Source organism: Vicinamibacterales bacterium (genome assembly GCA_036504215.1).
Classification (GTDB): Bacteria; Acidobacteriota; Vicinamibacteria; order Vicinamibacterales; family Fen-181; genus FEN-299.
On sequence record DASXVO010000040.1, the window covers coordinates 56847 to 79917 of the forward strand.

The 23071-nt window shown below is 67.2% G+C and carries 12 protein-coding genes; 8 read left to right on the forward strand and 4 right to left on the reverse strand.

Annotated elements, in window-relative coordinates:
• The first annotated feature begins 188 nt into the window (after positions 1-188).
• Together VGK32_12265 and VGK32_12270 are read left to right on the forward strand one after the other, a co-directional pair.
• Positions 189-3050, forward strand: coding sequence for a TonB-dependent receptor (locus VGK32_12265; protein ID HEY3382539.1), 2862 nt, complete (start codon positions 189-191; stop codon positions 3048-3050).
• 72 nt (positions 3051-3122) lie between these two features.
• Positions 3123-5936: a M14 metallopeptidase family protein gene (locus VGK32_12270; protein ID HEY3382540.1), complete on the forward strand. Its 2814-nt coding sequence runs from the start codon at positions 3123-3125 to the stop codon at positions 5934-5936.
• Positions 5937-6001: 65 nt separating this feature from the next.
• Here the strand turns inward: VGK32_12270 and VGK32_12275 are convergent, their stop codons facing one another.
• Entirely contained in the window at positions 6002-7726 is a 1725-nt protein-coding gene (locus VGK32_12275; protein HEY3382541.1) for a hypothetical protein, read from the reverse strand.
• An 847-nt stretch (positions 7727-8573) separates the two neighbouring features.
• Here VGK32_12275 and VGK32_12280 point away from each other — a divergent pair.
• Genes VGK32_12280 through VGK32_12295 form a run of 4 tightly spaced genes read left to right on the forward strand, consistent with a single transcriptional unit; the run spans position 8574 to position 14999 of the window.
• Complete coding sequence (locus VGK32_12280) at positions 8574-9218, forward strand: TetR family transcriptional regulator (protein ID HEY3382542.1); 645 nt, start codon at positions 8574-8576, stop codon at positions 9216-9218.
• Between the two features lie 23 nt (positions 9219-9241).
• Entirely contained in the window at positions 9242-10411 is a 1170-nt protein-coding gene (locus tag VGK32_12285; GenBank protein HEY3382543.1) for an efflux RND transporter periplasmic adaptor subunit, read from the forward strand.
• Positions 10412-10422: 11 nt separating this feature from the next.
• Complete coding sequence (locus VGK32_12290) at positions 10423-13605, forward strand: efflux RND transporter permease subunit (GenBank protein HEY3382544.1); 3183 nt, start codon at positions 10423-10425, stop codon at positions 13603-13605.
• A 2-nt stretch (positions 13606-13607) separates the two neighbouring features.
• Entirely contained in the window at positions 13608-14999 is a 1392-nt protein-coding gene (locus tag VGK32_12295) for an efflux transporter outer membrane subunit (GenBank protein HEY3382545.1), read from the forward strand.
• An 88-nt stretch (positions 15000-15087) separates the two neighbouring features.
• Here the strand turns inward: VGK32_12295 and VGK32_12300 are convergent, their stop codons facing one another.
• Both VGK32_12300 and VGK32_12305 read right to left on the reverse strand, forming a co-directional pair.
• Positions 15088-15849: a class III extradiol ring-cleavage dioxygenase gene (locus VGK32_12300; GenBank protein HEY3382546.1), complete on the reverse strand. Its 762-nt coding sequence runs from the start codon at positions 15847-15849 to the stop codon at positions 15088-15090.
• Positions 15803-16822: a LysR substrate-binding domain-containing protein gene (locus VGK32_12305; protein HEY3382547.1), complete on the reverse strand. Its 1020-nt coding sequence runs from the start codon at positions 16820-16822 to the stop codon at positions 15803-15805. The genes VGK32_12300 and VGK32_12305 overlap by 47 nt, the downstream gene beginning before the upstream one ends.
• Before the next feature lie 77 nt (positions 16823-16899).
• Between VGK32_12305 and VGK32_12310 the strand changes: the two genes are divergently transcribed.
• Positions 16900-17886, forward strand: coding sequence for a putative sulfate exporter family transporter (locus VGK32_12310; protein HEY3382548.1), 987 nt, complete (start codon positions 16900-16902; stop codon positions 17884-17886).
• Between the two features lie 74 nt (positions 17887-17960).
• Complete coding sequence (locus VGK32_12315) at positions 17961-20519, forward strand: ABC transporter permease (GenBank protein ID HEY3382549.1); 2559 nt, start codon at positions 17961-17963, stop codon at positions 20517-20519.
• Between the two features lie 47 nt (positions 20520-20566).
• Here VGK32_12315 and VGK32_12320 read toward each other — a convergent pair whose 3' ends face one another.
• Positions 20567-23029 (reverse strand): ABC transporter permease, encoded by a 2463-nt coding sequence (locus tag VGK32_12320; GenBank protein HEY3382550.1) that lies wholly within the window; start codon positions 23027-23029, stop codon positions 20567-20569.
• Positions 23030-23071 lie beyond the last annotated feature (42 nt).

Consider the following 23071-nt stretch of genomic DNA (forward strand, 5'->3'; position numbering starts at 1 on the left):
CCGACAGATGACGCGGTTTCTCTTGACAACCATGAACGGTCTGGAGATAGTAACGCGGTTCACCTGATCACAACTCACTGAACGATCGTTGGCGTTCGTCGCGGCGGCGGCGTTCTTCCCGCGTTCGGCCACGCCCCCAACCGGCCAACCAGGGCCCCCGTGTATCTGCTGTGATGAGGAGGCGGGTGATGAAGAGGTGGGTAGTCTGCGGAGCATTGGGTCTCGCGCTGACGGTCGTCGCCGCGGGGGCGTCCGGGCAGACAGGTCAGAACTTCGGCGAGATCGTCGGGAAGGCGGTCGATCAGCAGGGAGCGGTCCTCCCAGGTGTCACGGTTGCGCTCAGCGGCCCCGCGGTCATGGGTACGCAAGCGGCGGTGACCAATGAGCACGGCATGTACCGCTACCCGGCGGTGCCTCCGGGCTCGTACAAGCTCACGTTCACGCTCGCGGGATTCGCCACCGTCGTCAGAGACGGCGTGAACGTCCCGGTGCGGGTCACCGTCACCATCGATGCGGAGATGAAGGTGGCCTCGATGGCCGAGACGGTCACGGTGACCGGGGAGACACCGGTCGTGGACGTCGAGAACGCCAAGGTCGGCCAGCGTCTCGACAAGGAGATCCTCAACGAGATCCCGACGCAGCGGACCATCTTCGGGTCGACGACCGTCCTGCCCGGCATGGTGATGGGGCGCCAGGACGTGGGTGGTCTCTACAGCGGCACCTCCACGGGAATGGTCGCCCACGGTTCCACCCAGTACAACCTGAATTTCTTCGGCGTGAGCACCGACACGCCGCAGGACTACGGATCGATGTACTACGTGGACTATGGCTCGGCGCAGGAGATCTCGGTTGACACCGCCGCGATGGGGGCGGACATCGGCGGCCCGGGCGGCGCGAACATCAACGTCGTGCCCAAGTCGGGCAGCAACCGGTTCGCGGGCTCGCTCTTCTACACGACCACCGGCACCGGCCTGGGCATGGGCCTGGTCGGTGACAACGTGGACGACGCGCTGCGCAATCAGGGGATCGCGCAGGGCACCCGGGTCAAGAAACTGCTCGATGTGAATGCCGACATCGGAGGCCCGATCAAGACCGATGCGATCTGGTTCTACCTCTCGGTGCGCCGGTACGACACGAAGGAACAGATCATCAATTACAAGAAGGACTTCGAAACGGGCCTCAGCAACTACCTGCTGAACACGACGTTCAGGTTGTCGACCAACAACAGCCTGTCGGTGTTCTGGACCTTCAACCGCAAGAGCCAGCCGAACCGCGGCGCGGCGGCGAACGTCCCGCCAGAGTCCACCTGGAAGCAGTTGTCGGACAAGAACCTCGAGAACGTGAACTGGAGGAACGTCCTCGGCCAGAACACGTTCACGGAGGTCTCGGCCAGCATGTTCCGGATGTACTGGCCGACGTGGTACTCCGACGAGTGGTACGCGTTGCCGAAACCGATCCCCCCGAGCTACGACACCACCACCGGGAACTACTGGGGAGCCCAATTCTCGGGGGAGCGTTTCCGTGACTCGCGCCGCCTGCAGGTGAACGGCGGCGTCACGCACTACGTCGACCAGTGGCTCGGCGCCAACCACCAGATGCGGGTTGGCTTCGAGAATTGGTACGGCTGGGGCAGCGACGGCCTCGACGTCTACAACGACACGGCCTACCGGTACCGCAACGGCGCGCCGTACGAGATCCGCGTCTTCAACACGCCGCTCTCGCAGCGGACGCACATGAAGAACATCTCGATCTTCGGCCAGGATCGCATGACGTTCGGGCGCTTCACGCTGAGCCTGGGCCTGCGATACGCCAGTTACGACGGCTTCCTGCCCGAGCAGACCGGCGGTGGCGGCGAATGGCCGGCGCTGTTTCCGCGGACGACGTATCCGAGGATCGACCCGGGGTTCACCTGGAGGACCTGGGCTCCGCGCACCGGGTTCATCTACAAGCTGACCGCCGACGGTCGAAACGTCATGAAGGTGAGCTACAACCGCTACTTCAATCACATGTACACGTGGCACTTCTCGGACGTCATCAACCCGAACGTCCTCCGGACGTCCGGGATGAACGTCTACACGTGGTCTGGCGATGCCAACGGGAATGGCCGCGTCGACCCGGGCGAGTACAACCCGAAGGCGAAGAGCGTGTTCAAGCCGAAGAACAACTCGATTGACCCGAGCTTCAACGCCCCGAAGAACGACGAGATCGTGCTCGGCTACCAGCGGGACCTGTCGCACAACATCGGGCTCACGGTGTCGTGGATCCAGCGGTGGTTCACCGACAGCTGGGCGGATGTGAACCAATTTCCAGACGGCGCCTACGACCCGCGGGCGTTCACAGATCCCGGGCCCGACCAGGTCCTCGGCACGGGTGACGACAAGTCGATCACGGTCTACGCCCTGAAGCCCCAGTACGTGGGCACGGAGGCCTATGTCCGGCAGAACGTGCCGGGGACGGTGACGTACAAGGGCCTCGAGTTGTCGATCAACAAGCGGATGGCCAACCGGTGGCAACTGCAGATGTCCTACGTCTGGTCCCGGCTGACTGGTCCGGTGTGGAGCGACAGTGGCGGCCGTGAGGCGTACGACCCGAACAACCCCAATCTCCAGACCAACATCGATGGGCGGGGGGTCTACGATCAGCCCCACGCATTCAAGGTGATTGGCAGCTACATGGCGCCGTGGGACATCAGCCTGGGCATCAACTACCAGGCGTTGAGCGGCTATCCCTACAATCGGCAGATCAGCGCGTCGCTGCCGCAGGGCGGCACCACCATTCGTCTGGATCCGCTCGGCACCTATCGCACGGATTTCTTCAACCTGTTGTCGGTGCGGGCCAACAAGAGGTTCACGCTCCCGGGCCGGGTCCGCGTCAGCGCGTTCGTCGAGTTCCACAACCTGCTGAACAGCAGCGCCGCGCAGTCCAAGTTCGAGACGAATCAGGCGTTCGCGTCGGCGGGCGCCTTCGACTACACGACGAGCTATTTCGGGAAGACGTCGGAGATCATCGCTCCACGCGTGATCAAGTTGGGAGCCAAGATCGAGTTCTAGTCCGGTACCATGCGCGGGGATCTCCGGCCGCGGAGGTCCCTGCGCCCCTTCTTCTCTCGAGAGGATCCTCCGATGACTACCAGGAGAATCGGGACGTGGCTGTCCGTGCCGCTGGCCGTCCTGCTGCTCGCCGCATCCGTCCAGACGCAGAGCCCGGCGCAAAGCGCAGCCATCCCCGCGATCGCGCCGCCGACATTCGGCCAGTACACCGTGGGCGACGACTACTTCCTCGCCAACTACACGCAGTTGCAGGAGTACTTCGCCAGACTCGCCAGCAAGTCCGACCGGATGAAAGTGGTCGAGATCGGGCGGACGGCGGAGGGACGCCCGATGATCATGGCGATCATCACCTCGCCGGAAAACCACAAGAACCTGGCGCGCTACAAGGCTATCTCGCAGCAGCTGGCCCGCGCCGAAGATCTGACCGACGAGCAGGCCCGCGTCCTGGCTGCCGAGGGCCGGGCCGTCGTCTGGATCGACGGTGGGCTCCACGCCACCGAGTGCATCAACGCCCAGGGTCTGTTCCTCTTCGCGCACCAGATGGTGACCCGGAACGACGCCGAGACCCGCCGAATCCTCGACAACGTCATCCTGCTGCTGGTGCCCGCCAATCCTGATGGCATGGAACTCCTCTCGAACTGGTACATGCGCGAGCCGGAACCGACGAAGCGCTCGACCTCGGGACTGCCTCGGCTGTACCAAAAGTACGTCGGCCACGACAACAACCGCGACTCCTACATCGCCAACCAACTCGAGACCGCCGCGATCAACCGCCAGATGTACGTGGAGTGGATCCCGCAGGTCATGTACAACCAGCACCAGTCCGGCCCGGCCGGGCAGGTGCTCTTCGTGCCGCCGTTCAGGGACCCGTTCAACTTCAACATGGATCCCCTCGTGCCGATGGGCATCGACCTGGTGAGCGCCTCCATCCACAACCGGTTCGTGACCGAGGGCAAGGGCGGCGCGGGGATGCGATCCGAGGCCTCCTATTCCACCTGGTACAACGGCGGAGAGCGGACGATGACCGGCTTCCACAACCAGATCGGGATCCTCACCGAGATCAACGGCAATCCCACGCCGATGGAGATCCCGCTCGTGCTGGACAAGCAGCTGCCGCACCAGGACCTGCCGTTGCCGATCCCGCCGCAGAAGGTCTGGTGCCAGCGGCAGGCGATCGACTACATCCTGTCCGCCAACCGCGCCATCCTCGATATCGCGTCGAGGTTGCGCGAGGACTTCCTGTTCCGGATCTACCGGATGGGGAAGAACTCCATCGAGCGCGGCAGCCGCGACACGTGGACGATCCAGCCCGCCTGGATCGACGAGGCGAAAGCGGCGGCGGCGAAGGAGAGGGCCGCGACGCCTGGTCGCGGGCGCCGCGGCTTCGAGGTGGCGACGGTGTCGTCGAAGTTCTACGACATGATGAGGACACCCGCGCGGCGCGATCCCCGGGCGTATATCATCCCGGCGGACCAGCCGGACGTCCCGACCGCCACCAAGTTCGTCAACGCGCTCATCAAGGGAGGCATCCAGATCCACAGGGCGACGGCGGACTTCGAGGTCGCCGGCAAGAAGTATGCGTCAGGCTCCTACGTCGTCAAGGCGGCGCAGGCATTCCGGCCGCACCTCCGCGACATGTTCGAGCCGCAGAATCATCCGAATGACTTCGTCTACCCGGGCGGGCCGCCGCGGGCGCCGTACGACGTGACCGGTTACACGCTGGCCACGCAGATGAACGTTCGGTTCGATCGGATCCTGGATGCGTTCGACGGGCCGTTCGCGGCGCTGCCGATGACGCCGATTGCTCTGGCTCCAGGCAAGGTCGTTCCCGCCAGGAGAACCGCGGGCTACCTGCTCAGCCATCGTCCGAACGACGCGTTCACGGCGACCAACCGGCTGCTGGCGGCCAACGAGGAGGTCTTCTGGCTGAGCACGCCGTTCACCATCAGCGGGAAGGCCTGGGAGGCCGGTACGATCTACGTCCCCGCCCGGCCGAAGACCAAGTCGCTCGTCGACAAGCTGGCCGCCGACCTCGGCCTGACGTTCGAAGGGGTGCCGGACGCGCCCACCGGGAATGCGCTCAAGCTGCGGCCGGTGCGCGTCGGGCTCTGGGATCAGTACGGCGGGTCGATGCCGTCCGGCTGGATCCGGTGGATGTTCGAGCAGGCCTTCCCCACCGCGTTCGAGGTCGTCTACCCACCGGCGCTCGACGCAGAAGACCTCTCCGCGAAGTACGACGTCATCATCCTCCCCACCGGGGCTGTGTCGGGGCCTGAGGGTGGAGGCGAACGGATGCCGTCCGTCGTGCCCGTCGAATTCGCGAACAGGGCCGGAAGCATCACGGTCGCCAAGACGCTGCCCCGGCTTAGAACGTTCGTCGAGAACGGCGGCACGCTCGTCCTCATCGGCAACTCGACGCGTCTCGCCTACGAACTCGGTCTGCCGGTGACCGACGCGCTCGTCGAGACCGTCAACGGCGTGGAGCGGCCGCTCGGGACCGAGAAGTTCTACGTGCCAGGATCCCTGTTGACCGCCGCGGTCGCCGTGACGAATCCGCTGGCGTACGGCCTGGACGGCAGCGTGGACGTCCTGTTCCTCGAGAGTCCCGCGTTCCGCCTGCAGCCGGACGCGGCGCTGAAGGGGATGCAGGCGGTGGCCTGGTTCCCGACGGGCGAACCGCTCGACAGCGGGTGGGCGTGGGGCCAACAGTATCTGAAGGGGACGGTGGCGATCGCCGAAGGGGCAATGGGAAAAGGGAAGGTGTGCCTGTTCGGCCCCGAGATTACCTTCCGGGGACAGCCGCACGGGACATTCAAGTTCCTGTTCAACGCCATCTACTACGGTGCGGCGAAGCCTGTCGTGCTGGGCCGCGGCGCCGCGCGATAGGGGGCAACGGATCGCGGGCTCCGTGGGGGTCGGGAACACGTTCGTCGGCGACGTCGGCGACGGGCCTATGATCCCGGCTGCACGGCGAAACTCCACGGAGCCGACGCCCCCGCTGGCGTTGTAACGCGCAGGCTGTAGTTGCCGGACGTCGCGAAACTCACGACGATCTGGAACAGCGTCGCCGTCACGTTCTGCACCTGCGACGGACTGAGTGTCGTCGTCGAACCGTTCGGCAACGTCAGCGCCACGGTCAGACCAGGCGCGAAGTTGCCGCCCGCGACCATGACGGTCTGGCTCGCGGTGCCCTGGACCGGCGAGCGGGGTGACAAGCCGATCACGACCGGCACCGCCGAGTCCGCCGCGATGACGGTGAACGACGATGCTTCCGAGGCCGGCCCGGACGGGTTGGACACCCGCAGGCTGTAACTGCCGACCTCCGACAGGACGGCGTAAATCTGGAACAGCGTGCTCGACGCGGCCTGGATCGCCGACCCAGCGAACGTCGCGGTCGCGCCGCTCGGGCTCGTCAGGACGGCTGTCAGGGTGCTCTGGAAACCCGTTCCCCTGACCGTGAGCAACTGGGCCACGGAACTCCGGGTCGGCGAACCGCTCGCGATGGGGCTCACGCTGGAAATCACCGGGCGTGGCACGTCGGGCGCCTTGACGGTGAATGTCCACGGCTCCGATGTCTGCCCGCCCGGGTTGACAACGCGCAGGCTGTAGCTGCCGGACTGCGCCAGCGTGACCATCGTCTGAAACACGGTAGACGACCCGAACGTGATGGCGGACGGACCGACGGTCGTCGTGGTGCCGTTCGGCAGCGTCACCGTCACGCTCAGCCCTGACTGCAGATTCGTACCCGCGACGTAGATCGGCTGCGGCGCCGTGCTCATCGTCGGCGAGGAAGGCGACAGCCCTGTCACGGCGGGCCGCACGGGCGGGTCGAGCGCGTTGACGGTGAACGCCCACGGCTCCGACGTCTGTCCGTCCGGGTTGACGACGCGCAGGCTGTAGCTGCCGGACTGCGTCAGCGTGACCATCGTCTGAAACACGGTAGACGACCCGAACGTGATGGCGGACGGACCGACGGTCGTCGTGGTGCCGTTCGGCAGCGTCACCGTGACGCTCAGCCCCGACTGGAAGTTCGTGCCCGCGACGTAGATCGGCTGCAGGGCCGTGCTCATCGTCAGCGAGGAGGGCGACACGCCCGTCACGGTTGGCCGGGCCGGTGTCTCGACGGCTCTGACCGTGAAAGCGAAGGGCTCGGACGCCTGACTCCCCGGGTTGACGACGCGGAGGCTCCAACTTCCTGCTTCCGCCAGTGTCACCACAACCTGGAACGTCGTGGCGGTCACGTTCTGCACGTTCCCGCCGCCGACCGTCGACGTCCCGCCGGGCCCGGTCAGCTCCACCGTGAGACCGGGGTGAAACTGCGAGCCGCCGACGTAGATCTTCTGGCTCGCGGTGCCTTGCGTTGGTGTGCCCGGTGAAATGCCGACAACCGCGGGGCGGGGCGACGTCGCTGGTGCCGCCGTGAGCGTGACGGGCGGCGACGGCAGCGAGGCGGGATTCGTCACCGACAGGCTGTACGTTCCGGCGTCTGGAACCATCACGTCGAGTTCGAACGACGTCTCGGTGAGATTCTTGATCGCGGTGCCCGAGAACGTACTCGTGTCGCCGGTGGACTTCGTGAGCAGCGCGGACAGGCCAGGCCTGAAATTTGAGCCTGCCACGAGGATGGTCTGATCAGTCAGGCTTGGCGCCAGCGACGCAGGCAGCAGACCGGTCACCGTTGGCGTCGTCGCAGTCGGCGACGCGGGCGGCGTTGCCGCGGTAACGGCGGTTGCGGAAGGACCCGCCGGATTCGAACTGCCGCACGCAGTCAGTACCAGCGAGAGAATGACTGCACATGTTGACGCGATTATCCTCGCGCCGCTCCGGGTGACCATCGTGATGCTCCTTCAGGGGGCGTGTACGCACGGTGGCTGGTCAGCAAGCCGCGTACCGTCGGACCGATCTGGCGGTGATGCGAGCCGTTGAGATCCGCCGCGGTGACTTCGGCGTTCTTATTGATCGCGTCCCGACACACGCGTCACCGCACACATGGTGCGGGGCGCACCGCGCGTGTCGGCATGACTGAAACGTGTGGATCTTCATGGGGCGGCGCACACAGCCGCGACGCGCTGCCGGAGTCGGCATGTGCGACGAGGACGACCGACTCGGTCCAGATGGTCAGAGAGACACGGTCGCCCCGAGGGGTGCTTCCGAGTCCGACAACTGACAATTCGTGTCCGGCTGAGTGACGGACTTTGTCGGACGACGGCGCGGGCTCGGGGTACGGCGTGGTTGCGTTCGAGTTCACGGCGTTCTCGGTGCGGCGACCGGAACCTCGCCGAAAGAACCTCCCGTCCGGGTCCGCCGGAGGCGGAGGCGTGTCCGGGCCGGCTGTGCGTGTGGGGACGAGGCTTCGCAGAATACCGGACAGAACCCGGAGATGGCAGACCCACGCCGACGCGATGGCCGGTACTGGCCGGCGATTGGATACCGGGGCAGGCCCTCGGGAAGCCCTGCGCCGGGCGCACGTTGACAGGTCGGCGTCTTCTCGACTATATTCATACGAGTGTTTGATACATACGTATGACGCTGAAACACACCGAACCGTCCCCGGGCACCCGCGAGCGGATCCTCGACACGGCCGAGCGGCTGTTTGCCGTGCACGGGTTCGCCGGAACGTCCGTCCGTGAGATCACGGATGCCGCGGAAGCCAACCTGGGCGCGGTCAACTACTACTTCCGCTCCAAGGAGAACCTCTACACCGAGGTCTTCATGCGTCGCGCGGCGCTCCTCAGAGGGCCGGTCGAGGCGGCCGGCCGGGAGGCCGCGGGCCTGGCGCGCACGAGCCCTGAGCGGGCGCTCCGGACCCTCGGTCGCGCCTTCATGGTTCCGCACGAGGACCACGGCGCTTCCCAGTACCTGATCGGGCTCTTCGCGCGGGAGGCCGTCGAGGCATGTCTGCCGCCGGGCCTCCTCGTGCGCGAGTTCCTCGTTCCGATCATCGAGACGACGACCGGCGTCCTGCGGCGCGCGTGGCCCAACCTGCCCGAGACCAAGGCGAGGGCATGCGCCCACTCGTTCTTCGCGCAACTCATGCACATCGTGAAGGGTGCCGGGCACGCCGCGACGCCCGTGGACGACCAGTTCGAGCATGCCGTGCGCTTCACGGTGGCGGCAGTCCGGCACATGGCGGGAGATCAGTCCGGCCCATCACGCCGCAACTCATAACCTGGACCCTCGTGGAGAGAGTAATGGAAAGGGAAAGACTCGTTGGCCTCCTGGCTGGCGCGGCGATGATCGCTGGTTGCGGGAAGGCGCCGACGCCCCCGCCATCCGGCCCCGTCGAAGTCGGAGTCGTCGCGATGCACGCCGAGCGTGTCGTGCTGACGACCGAGCTGCCGGGCAGGACGGCGGCGTACTTGATCGCCGAGGTACGGCCGCAGGTGAACGGCCTCATCCAGCAGCGAAAGTTCGTGGAAGGATCCAGCGTCCAGGCGGGCGCACTCCTCTACCAGATCGATCCGGCGCCGTACCAGGCGACGTTCGAGCAGTCGAAAGCCGCGCTCGCCGTTGCGGAGGCCAACCTGCCGCCGGTGCGGTCGCGCGCCGAGCGGCTGAAGGGACTCGTCGAAATCCGGGCTGTCGGCCAGCAGGATTACGATGAAGCCGCCGCCGCGGTCCTCCGGGCCGAGGCGGGCGTCGCTTCGGCTCGTGCCGCCGTGGAGAGCGCACGCATCAACCTCGCGTACACGCCGCTCAAGGCGCCAATCTCGGGTCGGACAGGCAAGTCGTCGGTGACGCCGGGCGCGCTCGTGACCGCCTACCAGCCGACGCCCCTCGTCACGATCCAGCAACTGGATCCCATCTACGTCGACGTGACGCAATCGAGCGCCGATCTGTTGCGCCTTCGTCGGAGTCTGGCGAGCGGGCCCTTGACGCGCTCCGGCCCGGTCGAGAGCAAGGTCAAGTTGTTGCTCGAGGACGGAACTCGGTATGCGCGCGAAGGCAGGCTCCAGTTCCGCGATGTCACGGTGGACCCGACGACGGGCTCGGTGGTCCTGCGCATGGTCTTCCCGAATCCCGATGCGCTGCTGCTTCCCGGCATGTTCGTCCGCGCGATCGTCGAGGAAGGCGTGCTCGGACAGGCCATCCTGGCACCCCAGCAGGGCGTGACCCGCGACGCCAAGGGAAACGCGAGCGCCCTGGTGGTGGACGCGTCGGGCAAGGTGGCCGTGCGGCCGATCGTCGTGGACCGGGCGATGGGCGACCGGTGGCTCGTGACCTCGGGCCTCGCCGACGGCGATCGCGTGATCGTCGAGGGACTCCAGCGGATCCGCCCGGGCGTTCTCGTGAAGGCCGTTCCGTTCTCCCCGGCGGGGGCGCGTGCGGAGAGACCAACCGCCGCCGCTCCTTCGAAGTAGGGGGACGCCATATGCTGTCCAGGTTCTTCCTCGATCGTCCGGTCTTCGCCTGGGTCATCGCGCTCGCGATGATGCTGGCGGGCGGCCTCGCCATCTACAGCCTGCCCATCTCGCAGTATCCACCGATCGCCCCCCCTTCAATCAGCATCCGCGCCATGTATCCTGGCGCCTCGGCCAAGACGGTCGAAGATAGCGTCGTCCAGATCATCGAGCAGAAGATGACGGGCCTCGACCGGATGCTGTACATGAGTTCCACGAGCGACTCGGCGGGATCCGCGGGGGTGACGCTCACCTTCGCCCCCGGCACCGATCCGGACCTGGCCTGGGCGAAGGTGCAGAACAAGCTGCAACTCGCGTTGCCCTCGCTGCCCGACGTGGTTCAGAGCCGGGGCCTGACCGTGAGCAAGTCCACCCGCAACTACCTCCTCCTGGTGGGTCTCACCTCCGACGATCCGGGCACGACCCAGCAGGACCTGAACGACTACGCCGTCTCGCAGATCGAGACCGTCGTTGCCCGCGTGCCAGGGGTGGGGGAAGTGGAGGTCATGGGGAGCGGGTACGCCATGCGGATCTGGCTCGATCCGGACCGGCTGACCAAGTACGGGATGACTCCGAGCGACGTGATCGCGGCCGTCCGGACCTACAACGTAGAGGTCTCCGCGGGCCAACTGGGCGGCGCCCCCGCCGTGCAGGGCCAGCGCCTGAACGCTTCGATCCTCGTCCAGTCGCTGCTGGTGACGCCGGAGGAGTTCGCGGCGATCCCCTTGCGGACCAACGCGGACGGGTCCGTCGTGCGGGTCAGTGACGTCGGCCGCACCGAACTCGGGACCGAACTGCCCGACATCAGGCCCCAGTACAACGGCCACCCGGCAGCCATGCTCGCGATCCGGCAGGAGGCAGGCGCGAACGCCCTCGACACCGCCGCCGGCATCAAGACGGCGATGGCCGACCTGTCGAAGTACTTTCCGTCGGGCATGAAGGTCGTCTACCCGATGGACACCACGCCGTTCGTGAAGGTGGCGATCGGCGAGGTCGTCAAGACCCTTCTCGAAGCGGTGGTCCTCGTCTTCTTCGTCATGTACTTGTTCCTCGGGAACCTCCGGGCGACGCTCATCCCCACGATCGCCGTGCCGGTCGTCATCCTCGGAACCTTCGGCGTCCTCAGTGCGCTCGGCTACTCGGTGAACATGCTGACCATGTTCGCCATGGTCCTCGCCATCGGCCTCCTCGTCGATGACGCCATCGTCGTTGTCGAGAACGTCGAGCGCGTGATGAGCGAAGAGGGCCTGCCCCCGCGAGAGGCCACGCGAAAGTCGATGGACGAGATTTCGAGCGCGCTCATCGGCATCGGTCTCGTCCTGGCGGCCGTGTTCGGGCCGATGATGTTCTTTCCCGGCTCGACCGGCGTCATCTACCGCCAGTTCTCGGTCACCGTCATCGCCTCCATGCTCCTGTCGGTCATGGTCGCTCTGATCCTGACGCCCGTCCTCTGTGCCTCGCTGCTGCGACCCGTGGCGAAGGGGCATGAGGCTGCAGAGACCGGTTTCCGCCTGTTGCGACCCTTCTTCCTCTGGTTCGACCGCGTGTTCTATCGCGCACGCGACTGGTACGAGGGCGCAGTCGGTCACATCCTCGCGAGGAAGATCCGCTACGGCGTCGTCTTCGTCGTGATCGCCGCCGGCATGGTGGTCCTCTTTTCGCGGATGCCTACCGGATACCTGCCCGACGAGGACCAGGGAATGCTGATGGGCATCATCCAGCTGCCGGTCGGCTCGACACTGGAGCAGACCGACGCGGTCATGGACGAGATTCGTCGCCACTTCATGGAGAACGAGAAGGACGCTGTCGATGCCTTCATGGGCGTCTCGGGCGTGGGCTCGGCTGGTCGCGGTCAGAACCAGGCGATGGCCTACATCAAGCTCAAGGACTGGGATCTCCGCAACACCGAGGGTCTGCGGGCGAAGGCCGTGGCGAGAAGGGCGATGATGGTCCTCTCGCGCATCAACGAAGCGAGTGTCTACATCGTGCCGCCGCCGCCCGTCACTGAACTCGGGAACGCGACCGGGTTCGATTTCATGCTGCAGGATCGGGGCGGGCTCGGGCACGAGCGGCTCTCGCAGGCGCGCGATCAGCTCCTCCAGATGGCCGCCAGAGACCCCCGCCTCGCCCGGGTGAGACCCAACGGGATGTCGGACGTGGCGCAGTACAAGCTGGACATCGACTGGGGAAAGGCCGGCACGCTCGGCGTCCCGATCAGCTCGGTGCAGAGCTACCTCGCCGCGGCGTTCGGCGGCTCGTACGTCAACGACTTCGTGCAGGGTGGGCGGGTCAAGCGCGTGTACGCCCAGGCCGACGCCCCCTTCCGCATGCTTCCGAGCGATCTCGACCGTCTCCAGGTCCGCAACAACCGGGGCGGTCTCGTCCCGCTGTCGGCGATCGCATCCGGCCGCTGGGTCTACGGCTCGCCGCGTCTCGAACGCTACAACGGCGTCCCCGCGATGAACATCCAGGGTGAACCCGCACCCGGGTACAGTTCCGGGGACGCCATGAACGCGATGGAGAAACTCACCACGAAACTCCCGGCAGGGGTCGCCTTCCAGTGGACGGGTCTCTCGTACCAGGAGCGCATGGCCGAGTCGCAGGCCGGGCTCCTCTACGCGTTCTCCGTCCTCGTCATCTTCCTGGTGCTCGCCGCACTCTACGAGAGCTGGACGGTGCCGATTGCGATCCTGCTCGCGCTTCCGCTCGGCGTCATCGGCGGTGTCGCGGCTTCCAGCCTTCGTGGGTTGCCAAGCGACGTCTACTTCCAGATCGGCCTGCTGACGGTGCTCGGCCTCACCACGAAGAACGCCATCCTCATCGTGCAGTTCGCTCAGGGCCATCTCGAACAGGGGATGGGCCTTGTCGAGGCGACGATCCAGGGGGCGAGACTCCGCCTCCGCCCGATCGTCATGACCTCGCTCGCCTTCGGTTTCGGCGTCTTGCCCCTGGCCATCGCCCGGGGAGCTGGGGCGGGCGCCCAGGCGGCCATTGGCACGAGCGTCCTCGGCGGAATGGTCACCGCGACGTTCCTGGCGATCTTCTTCATTCCGCTGTTCTACGTATTCGTGGTCAAGGTGTTCGGCAGGAAGGCGAAGGAGACGCCGGCGAAGTCAGCCGCTCCGGGCGCCGCACCTTCACCGGAGGGTCTCTGATCATGCCTCGATGCCGCGCGTATCTCCTCTGCGGAGCGGTGCTGGCCCTCGGTGGCTGCTCGCTCGCTCCGAAGTACGCCCGCCCCGCCGCTCCGGTTCCGCCCACCCTTCCGAGCGCCGGGATGGTGGCCGGTGCGCCCCAGGTGACGGAGGTTCCCTGGCGGGAGTTCTTCACGGACGGACGGCTCCGGGCGGTGGTCGAGAAAGCCCTCGCCAACAACCGTGACCTGCGAATTGCCACGCTCAACATCGAGCGGGCGAGGGCCCTGTACCGCGTGCAGCGTGCCGATCTCTTCCCAACGGTTGCCGTCGCCGCCAACGCGTCGAACCAGCACATTCCGAGCAAGGTCTCAGGCACCGCCGACGGGTACACGGCGACACAGTACACGGTGGCCCTTGGCGTGTCCGCCTGGGAGATCGACGTGTTCGGCCGCGTCCGCAGCCTCGAGGCGGCGGCCCTCGAGCAGTACCTCGCCACCGAGCAGGCGGGCCGCGCGGCGCAGATGGCCGTCGTCGCCGCCGTCGCGCACGCCTACCTCACGCGGGCGGCGGATGAGGACGGCCTCCGGCTCGCCACGGGGACCCTCGAGGCGCAGCAGGCATCCCTCGCCCTCATCCAGAAGACGCGCGATCTCGGCATCGCCTCCGACCTCGAGCTCAGCCAGGTGCGAAGCCAGGTCGAGGCGGCGCGCGCCGACATCGCCCGCTATACGTCGTACCTGGCCGTGGACCTGAATGCCCTCCAGGTCCTCGTCGGTACCTCGGTCGGTCCCGATCTCCTGCCCGCCAGCCTGTCGGCCGTGAGTCCGCCACGCCCGATCTCGGCCGGCGTCTCCTCCGACGTGCTCCTTCGCCGGCCGGACATCCTCATGGCCGAACACCAACTCCGTTCGGCGAACGCGAACATCGGCGCCGTGCGTGCCGCGTTCTTCCCCCGCATCGCCCTGACGATGGGTGTGGGATCGGCAAGCGCAGAGCTGACATCACTGCTGGGCGCCGGGACAGGCATCTGGAGCTTCGCCCCGCAGCTCGTGCAGCCGCTCTTCACCGCGGGCGCGACGAAGGCGAGGCTCGAGGCGTCGAAGGTGGATCGCGAGATCGCCGTCGCGCGCTACGAGCAGGAGATTCAGCAGGCCTTCGCCGAGGTCTCGAACGCGCTGACGCTCCGCCGGACTCTCGTGAGCCAGCGGGAAGCGCAGGAGGCGCTTGTCTTGTCCCTCGAAGAGACGCTTCGCCTGTCCGATGCCCGCTACAAGGCGGGCCTCGACGGCTACCTCGGCGTGCTCGTCGCTCAGCGGGCGCTCATCGCGGCGCAGCAGGCGCTGGTCGCCGTGAGGTTCGCCGAGCAGGCCAACCTCGTCACGCTCTACAAGGTCCTGGGCGGAGGGGTGTGAGCGGCCAGCGTGCGCTCCTGCTCCACACCGTGGCGCCTGGCATCCTGCGCGAGGAGCTCGGCCGACGGCAACAATGTCCGGGCACGCGTCAGCCGAACTGGACCGACCTCTTGGTGAATGCCCCATCCATCCACCAGCCCGTGATGGGAAACGACGTCCGCGGCGGCTCGTCGGCCACTGCGCCGGCCGCGACGAGAAGCGGCGCGTAGTGCTCCCACGTCGGGAGGGCCGTCCGGGCCGCAGGCGCGCGGACCTGGAAGTCCATCAGCGCGTCCACGTCGAAGCGCGAGAGCGCGTCGGCTGCCCAGGCATCGAACTCCTTCGCCCATTGAGGGATGCCGGGGCGGAACGCGTACCGCATGTTGTGCGTCAGGAATCCGCTGCCGAACACGAGCGTCCCTTCGTCGCGAAGCGGCGCGAGCGCCTGACCGAGCCTGAAGAGTTCCTGAGCGTCGAGGCCAGGCATCGACACCTGCAGCACGGGGACATCGGCGTCCGGGTACATGGCCACGAGGGGGACGTAGGCGCCGTGGTCGAGCCCTCGGTCCGGATCGTCGGCCACAGCGATGTCTTTCTGATGCAGGAGGGCGCGGACGCGCGTGGCGAGCTCGGGCGCGCCCGGAGCGGGGTATTGGGTCAGATAGTACCGCTCGGGGAACCCCGAGAAGTCGTAGATCAGGGGCACCGCCCGGGTCGCGCCGAGCGAGGTTGGACGCTCCTCCCAGTGGGCCGAGACCATGAGAACGTCCTTCGGGCGTGGCATCGCCTTCGCCCATGAGGCGAGTTCAGCCATCCACGCTTCGTCATCGAGCAGGACGGGCGCCCCGTGCGCCGCGAAGATGACGGGCATCCGACCGACCGATCCGCTCCACCTGGTTTCCATGCACTCTCCCTCCTGCAAGATCGACGACGAGCATGTCGGCGTCGCTGCCCGAGCGCCGCTTGACCGCCGCCTCGAGCAGCACGAGGAAGGCGCCGACCGCCTTCGAGACGCTTCGGTCCCGGGCCTGGACCAGATGTAACGACCGGCGCATGCGGCAATCACGAAGCCGAAGACCGACCAGACGCCGATCGTGCAGCTCCTGCTGGATGGTCAGGGCCGAGACGAATGCCACGCCGACGCCAGCCGCCACCGACCGCTTGATCGCCTCGGTGCTCCCCAGGTTCATCATCGGCCGCACCACCACGCCCTTCCGGCCGAGCGCCTCCTCGATGACCTCGCGCGTGCCCGAACCCTGCTCGCGCATCAGTAGCGGCTCGGTGCAGAACTGGCGGAGGGTGATGGGTCTTGCGGACGCGAACGGGTGCCCGGCAGGAACGATCGGCACCAGCTCGTCCACGAGGAACACACGGGCCTCCAGTTCCGGCCAGTGGACGAAGCCCTCTGTCACGGCGACGTCCACCCGGTGCTCCGTCAGGTATTGCTGGATCACGTGCGTGTTCGATACTTCCATGTGCAGGTCGACCTGCGGGTAGCGCCGCCTGAACCGCGCCAGGATCTCCGGCAGGAAATAGACGCCGATGCTCGTGCTGGCTCCGATGGTGAGGCTGCCGCGCTTCAGCCCCTGCAGCTCGGCGACCGCTCGATCGGCCTGATCGGCCAGGGCGAAGAGTCGGCGGGCGTAACCGGCCAGCAGTTCGCCGGCGGCGGTCAGCCGAACGCCCTTTGGCAGCCGATCGACGAGGGGTGCGCCGACGGCGCGTTCGAGGAGCTGCAACTGCTTCGACACGGCGGGCTGGCTGATCCGGAGCCGCTCTCCGGCCCGCGTCACGTTGCCTTCGCGTGCGACCGCATCGAAGATCGCGAGGTGGTTCAGGTTCATGGCATAACTTCAGATTATCACCGCAATCAGCATTATGCATTGGAATTATGTCTGAAGCATCCGCTACAGTGCAAGACATGGCTGCCGCACGCCGTTCGATCGTGACGAAGATCCTCTTCCCGCTGGCGGTTCTCTTCGCGCTGACACCGTTCGCGTCGCCCGGAATCGCGCTGGCCGTCGGCCTCGCAATCGCCCTGAGCGCCGGCAATCCCTGGCCGGCCGCGACCCGCCGGATCAGCCGGCCGCTCCTTCAGGTGTCCGTCGTGTTCCTCGGATTCGGCACCAATCTCATCGCGGTGCTGGCCGCCGCGCGTCACGGCGCGCCGATCGCCATGGCGACGATTGCCTTCACCTTCCTGCTTGGTGCCGTCCTCCGGCGCCTGCTGCGCCTTCAGCAATCGACCGCCATGCTGCTCGCCGCGGGCACGGCCATCTGCGGAGGGTCTGCCATCGCGGCCGTGGCCCTCGCCACGGCGGCCGCCGAAGCGGAGGTCTCGGTGGCGCTCGGAACGGTCTTCCTGTTGAACGCGGTGGCGCTCTACGCCTTCCCCCCGTTGGGCCACGCGCTCGGCCTGTCGCAGGTGCAATTCGGCACCTGGGCCGGCATCGGCATCCACGACGTGTCCTCCGTGGTCGCGGCGGGTTCAGCCTATGGGCAGGTCGCACTCGAGACCGCCACCATCGTCAAGCTCTCGCGCACGCTGTGGATCGTCCCGGTGGCGCTGGTGGCGCGGTTTGCCGTGCTTCGTGGCGAGGAGAGAGCCGCGGGCGCCGACGCGCCGGCGTCCTCATCGCCGCGGCGTCGGATTGCGATCCCGTGGTTCGTGGGGTTCTTCCTGATCGCCTCAATCGCAGCCACGTTCATCCAGCCGGTTCACGATCTGGCGCCATTCCTCCTGGCGCTGGCGAAGGCGGGCATGACCGTCACGCTGCTGCTGATCGGGATGAGCCTGTCACGTTCGTCGCTGCGCGCGGTCGGCCTCAGGCCCTTGCTGCACGGCGTCACCCTGTGGCTGGCCATCAGCGTCATGGCACTCGCGGCCGTGCGTTGGGCGGGGATCTGAGGGCTGGACCAACTAGCCGCAGTCCTGGGGCAGCGCGGCAACCCTCCGGACGCTCGTGCCGTCTAACGATTCACATGACGAGCCTTGCGAGTTCGATCCGCTACGCCATCCGTCAATTCCGGCTGTCGCCCGTCTTCACGGCTGCGGCTGTGCTGACGCTGGCCCTGGGCATCGGCGGTACCACGGCGATATTCACGCTGGTCCACGCCATCATGCTGCGCTCGCTGCCGGTCTCCGACCCGGCACGGCTGTACAGGATCGGCGACGGCGACGACTGCTGCGTCGAGGGCGGACCCCAGGACCGCTGGGGCCTGTTCTCCTTTCCGCTCTACGAGCGGCTCGAGGCCGAGGCGCCGGAATTCGAAGAAGTGACCGCGTTCCAGGCCGGCGGAGCGCGAGTGAGCGTGCGCCGCCAGGGCGTCGACCACGCAGCTCGACCGCTGCGGTCCGAGTACGTGACCGGACGCTACTTCTCGACGCTTGGGATCGGCGCGTTCGGTGGGCGTGTGTTCACGACTGCCGACGACAGGCCGTCGGCACCACCCGTTGCCGTGCTCAGCCATCACGCGTGGCAGGCCACGTACGGCGCCGACCCGTCGGTTGTAGGATCCACGTTCGTCATCGAAGGCCACCCGTTCACGGTGATTGGCGTGGCGCCACCGGGGTTCTTCGGCGAGACGCTGCGGCCAAATCCGCCCGATCTCTGGCTCCCGCTGCAGCAGGAGCCGCTCATCGACGGCGACGGCGCGTTGCTGCATCAGTCCGTCTCCGCCTGGCTGCGCGTCATCGGCCGCCTGAAACCTGGCGCGTCTACCGACGGCATGGCTTCGCGCCTGACCGGAGTGCTCCGCCGGTGGATGCGATACGACTCCGGCTATCCCTCCAACTGGATGCCGGACGTGATCCGCATGCTCCCCAAACAGGCGATCGCCGTCGTCCCGGCGGGTGCAGGCGTCGGCGTCATGAAGGAGCAGTACGGACGCAGCCTGCAGATCCTGCTGGCTGTCTGTGGCCTCGTGCTCCTCGTGGCGTGTGCGAACGTCGCAAACCTGCTGCTGGCCCGCGCCGCCGCCCGCCGCGGACAGACGGCCCTACGTCTCGCGATTGGCGCGACCGGGCGGCAGATTGTCGCGCAGGCGCTCGTCGAAAGCGTGCTCCTTGCGTTGGCGGGCGGGCTGGTTGGCCTCGCGGTGGCTGTCGGCGCTGCCCGCCTGCTGCTCGCGCTCGCCTTCCCCAGCGCCCGCTTTCTCCCGATTGGCGTTCGGCCGTCGTTCGTTGTGCTGGTCTTCGCCTTCGGCCTGGCGCTCGTGACCGGTGTCGCGTTCGGTGCCGCTCCCGCCTGGTTTGCGACGCGCACGAACCCGATCGACGCGCTGCGCAGACTGGGTCGAAGCAGTGGCGACCGCTCGTCGCTCGCCCGGACCGGGCTGCTCGTCGTGCAGGCGATGCTGTCGGTCGTGCTCGTGGCGGGCGCGACGATGCTGGCGAGGAGCCTCGCGAACCTGGAACAGCAGGATTTCGGCTTTCGGGTATCGCAACGCGTGGTCGTGTCCCTGAACAGACCGCCCGCGACCTACTCGCTTCCGCGCCTGACCGCGCTCTACCGCGAGATCGAGCTGCGCCTCAATCGTCTACCCGGCGTGCAAGGCTCGGGGTTGGCGCTCTACAATCCGCTCACCGACAACTGGGGCGAGATGATTCTCGTTTCGGGCCATCCGCCGCCGAAGATGGATGGGCAGTCGGGTGCGTCGTGGGATCGGGTGAGCGCCAACTACCTCCAGAATCTCGGCATGCCAATCGTGCGCGGCCGGCACTTCCGTGCTGCCGACAACGAAACGGGAGCGCTCGTAGCCGTCGTGAACGAGGCGTTCGTGAAGCGGTTCTTCAAGGACGGCGAAGATCCGCTCGGTCAGCACTTCGGGCTCGACCTGCCCGAGAACGCGGGCACGTTCGAGATCATCGGGGTGGTGCGCGACGCGAAATTCGCGGGGTTCGCGCTCGACGGGCCGGCGCGTCCGATGTTCTACGTGCCGCTCACCCAGAACGTCCCCTACAAGGACGATCTCATGGCACGAGTCGAGCTGCAGTCCCACTTCGTCGGCGGGATCATGCTGGTGACGAATGCCTCGCCCGGCGCGCTCGAACCGGTGCTGACCAGGACGCTGGCGGAGGTGGACCCGAACCTGACGATCATCAGCGTGAGGACCCTTCAGCAGCAGGTCGACCTCTCGTTCGATCAGGAGCGCGCGGTGGCGAGCCTCGCCGGCTTGTTCGGGATCGTTGCCCTGCTACTGGCCGCTGTCGGGCTGTACGGCGTGACGGCCTACACCGTCGCCCAGCGGACGGGCGAGATGGGCATCCGCATGGCGCTCGGCGCCGGCCGGGGCAAGGTGATTGGGTTGGTGCTCGGTTCCGCGTTCAAGCGCGTCGGGGTGGGGCTCGCCCTGGGCCTGCCGCTGGCCGTCGGCGCCGGACGGCTCATCTCCGCGCAGCTCTACGGTGTGTCGTTCTGGGACCCGATCGCGCTGGCGCTCGCCGTCGCATCCCTTGCCGCGTGCGCGTTGGTCGCGGCGATCGTCCCGGCCGGCCGCGCCGCGGCCGTTTCGCCGATGACTGCGCTCAGAACGGAGTAGCGCCAGCCCAGCCTCGCCCGCACATTGACCTCGACGCTGCGCCGCGACTACTCCTGTCGAAGCGCGAGGGCAGGGTGAAGACGGGCAGCGCGGAGCGCCGGCACATAGCAGGCAACGACGCCCGTGACGATCAGGACGAACGTCGTCGCGGCGAGCACGACGGGGTCGTAGGGTGCCACGCCGAACAGCAGGCCGCGCGCCAGGCGGGCGAACACGCCGGACACGACGAGACCCGCGGCCGCGCCGCCCATCACGACCACCACGCCCTCGCGCAGCACGACGCGGAGAACCTGCAGGCGTGTGGCGCCGAGCGCGACCCGGATGCCGATCTCTCGAGTGCGGCGAGCCACCGAAAATGCGGCCACGCCGTAGACACCAACGGCTGCGAGCGCCATGGCGAGCAGCGCCATGACGCCGAGGACCGAGGCGGCGAGCCGGACCGGCATGATCGAGACGCCGACCTGATCCTCGAGCGATCGTACGTCGAAGATCGGCACGTCGCGATCGATTGAGCCGAGTCGCGCAACGATCGACCGCGCCATGACGTGCGGATTCCCGTCCGCCCGCACGTGAAGGACCACTGAGGAGACGTTGTGCTGGCCGAGCGGCAGGTAGACATATGGCGTCGGCTCCTCGTTGACCGTCACGTACTTTCCGGTTCCCGCCACCCCGATCACCTCGAGCCAATCGGGCGCCCGCTCGAGCCGGATGCGCCGGCCGATGGGATCCCGCCCGGGCCAGTATCGGGCTGCAAACGTCTGGTTGACGATTGCCACAGTGGGAGAACCTCCGCGGCTCTCCGGGCCGAACGATCGGCCCCGCAGGATCGGAATTCGCATCGTATCGAAGTGCTCGGACGTGACGATGTTGTACGCGACATCCGGCGCGCCGTCGCGGTCCTGGCGGTCGCCGACAACCACCTGTTGGCGCTCAGACACGACGCCGAGTGGGACGAACTGCGCGAGGCTCGCGCTCCGCACGCCGGGCAGCGTGGCCATCGTCGTCATGACACGGTCGTAGAACTCACGGGTCTTCGATGCGCTCCCGTACCGCGACCCTGGTTCCACGCTGAGAATCAGCACGCCGCGAGGATCGAACCCGAGGTCGAGACGCTCCGCCTGCTGAAGGCTCCTCAACACGAGGCCGGCGGTGGCCGAGAGCAGGACGCCGGCGGCCACCTGCGCGGCCACGAAAGTCTGACGCACGCGCCGCCGCCGCCGCACGGATCCCGCCTGTCCCTTGAGCACGGCGGCCGGCCGGAGGCCAGAACTGGACCAGGCTGGTGCCAGGCCGACGAGAATGCCAGTCCCGATCACGAGCAACACGGCGACGCTGAGCACCATGCGATCCATGGATGCGTCGACGCCGACGGGAACGGAGGCCGGAGGGCGAAACGCGGACAGCGCCCCGGTGAGCCACTGAGACAGCGCGAGGCCGACGAGGCCGCCGCCGACCGACAGGAGCAGGCTCTCGACGAGGACCTGCCGGACGATCTGCCAGCGCGTCGCGCCGAGCGCCAGCCGCATCGCCATCTCCCCTGCGCGGGCCGCGGATTGCGCGAGCATCAGGTTCGCCACGTTCACGCACGCGACGAGCAGCACGAGCAGGACCACGAGCGCCAACAGCGTCATGAAGGCGACCACCGGCGCGCGAGCCGCCGGGAAGATGCGGAACTGGCTCTCGGACAAGATGCTGACCACGCGGGCCCGGCCATTCGCATCTCGCCACGTGTCGGGGTGATCCTGGTACAACCGCCCAGCAATCGTCCAGAACTCAGCCCGAGCCTTGGACACCGGGACGCCGGCCCCCAAACGGCCCAGCAGGAGCAGCGTCCGCGTGCCGCGCACCTTCGTCCACCCTGTTGTCCGGAGTTCGGGCGGCATCAGTGCGCTCGACTGCAGGATCGGAATCCAGACATCGACGATCAGGCCCCGCAGCGTGCCACGGAACGACGGAGGAGCAACGCCGGTGACCACGAAGGGGTGCCCGTTGAGCTGTACCGTGCGGCCCACGATGGCCGTCTCGGCCCCGTATTTCCGCTTCCAGTACCCATGACTGATGACGGCGGTCGCCGTTGGCGCGTCCTCGCGATCGTCGTCGGGAACCAACGTGCGGCCCAGCATCGCGTTGACGCCAACCGTCTGGAAGTAGTTTCCGCTGACGAGCTCCGCAAACACGCGTTCGCTCTCGCCGCCGCCTCGCATGGTGACCGCCATCGGGGAGGAGGCGGCCAGTCCCGACAGCGACCTCGTGCGGTCACGGAAGTCGCAGTAGTCCGGGTACGAGTTGGGCCCGTAGAACAGAGCGCCGTCACGGCCGCTCGTGTAGACGCCGACGACGCGTTCCGGCTGGTGGAACGGGAGAGGCCGAAACAGGAGCGCGTCGATGAAGCTGAAGACGCTCAGGCTCGCGCCGATGCCGAGGCCGATCGACAGAATGGCGACGAGTGTCGCGCCCCTGTGTCGAACCATCGTTCGCGCGCTGATCCGCAGTTCCCGCCACCATTCCATGGTGCCCTCCGATCGGCAGGTCGCTCAACTATCCGTCGCGTC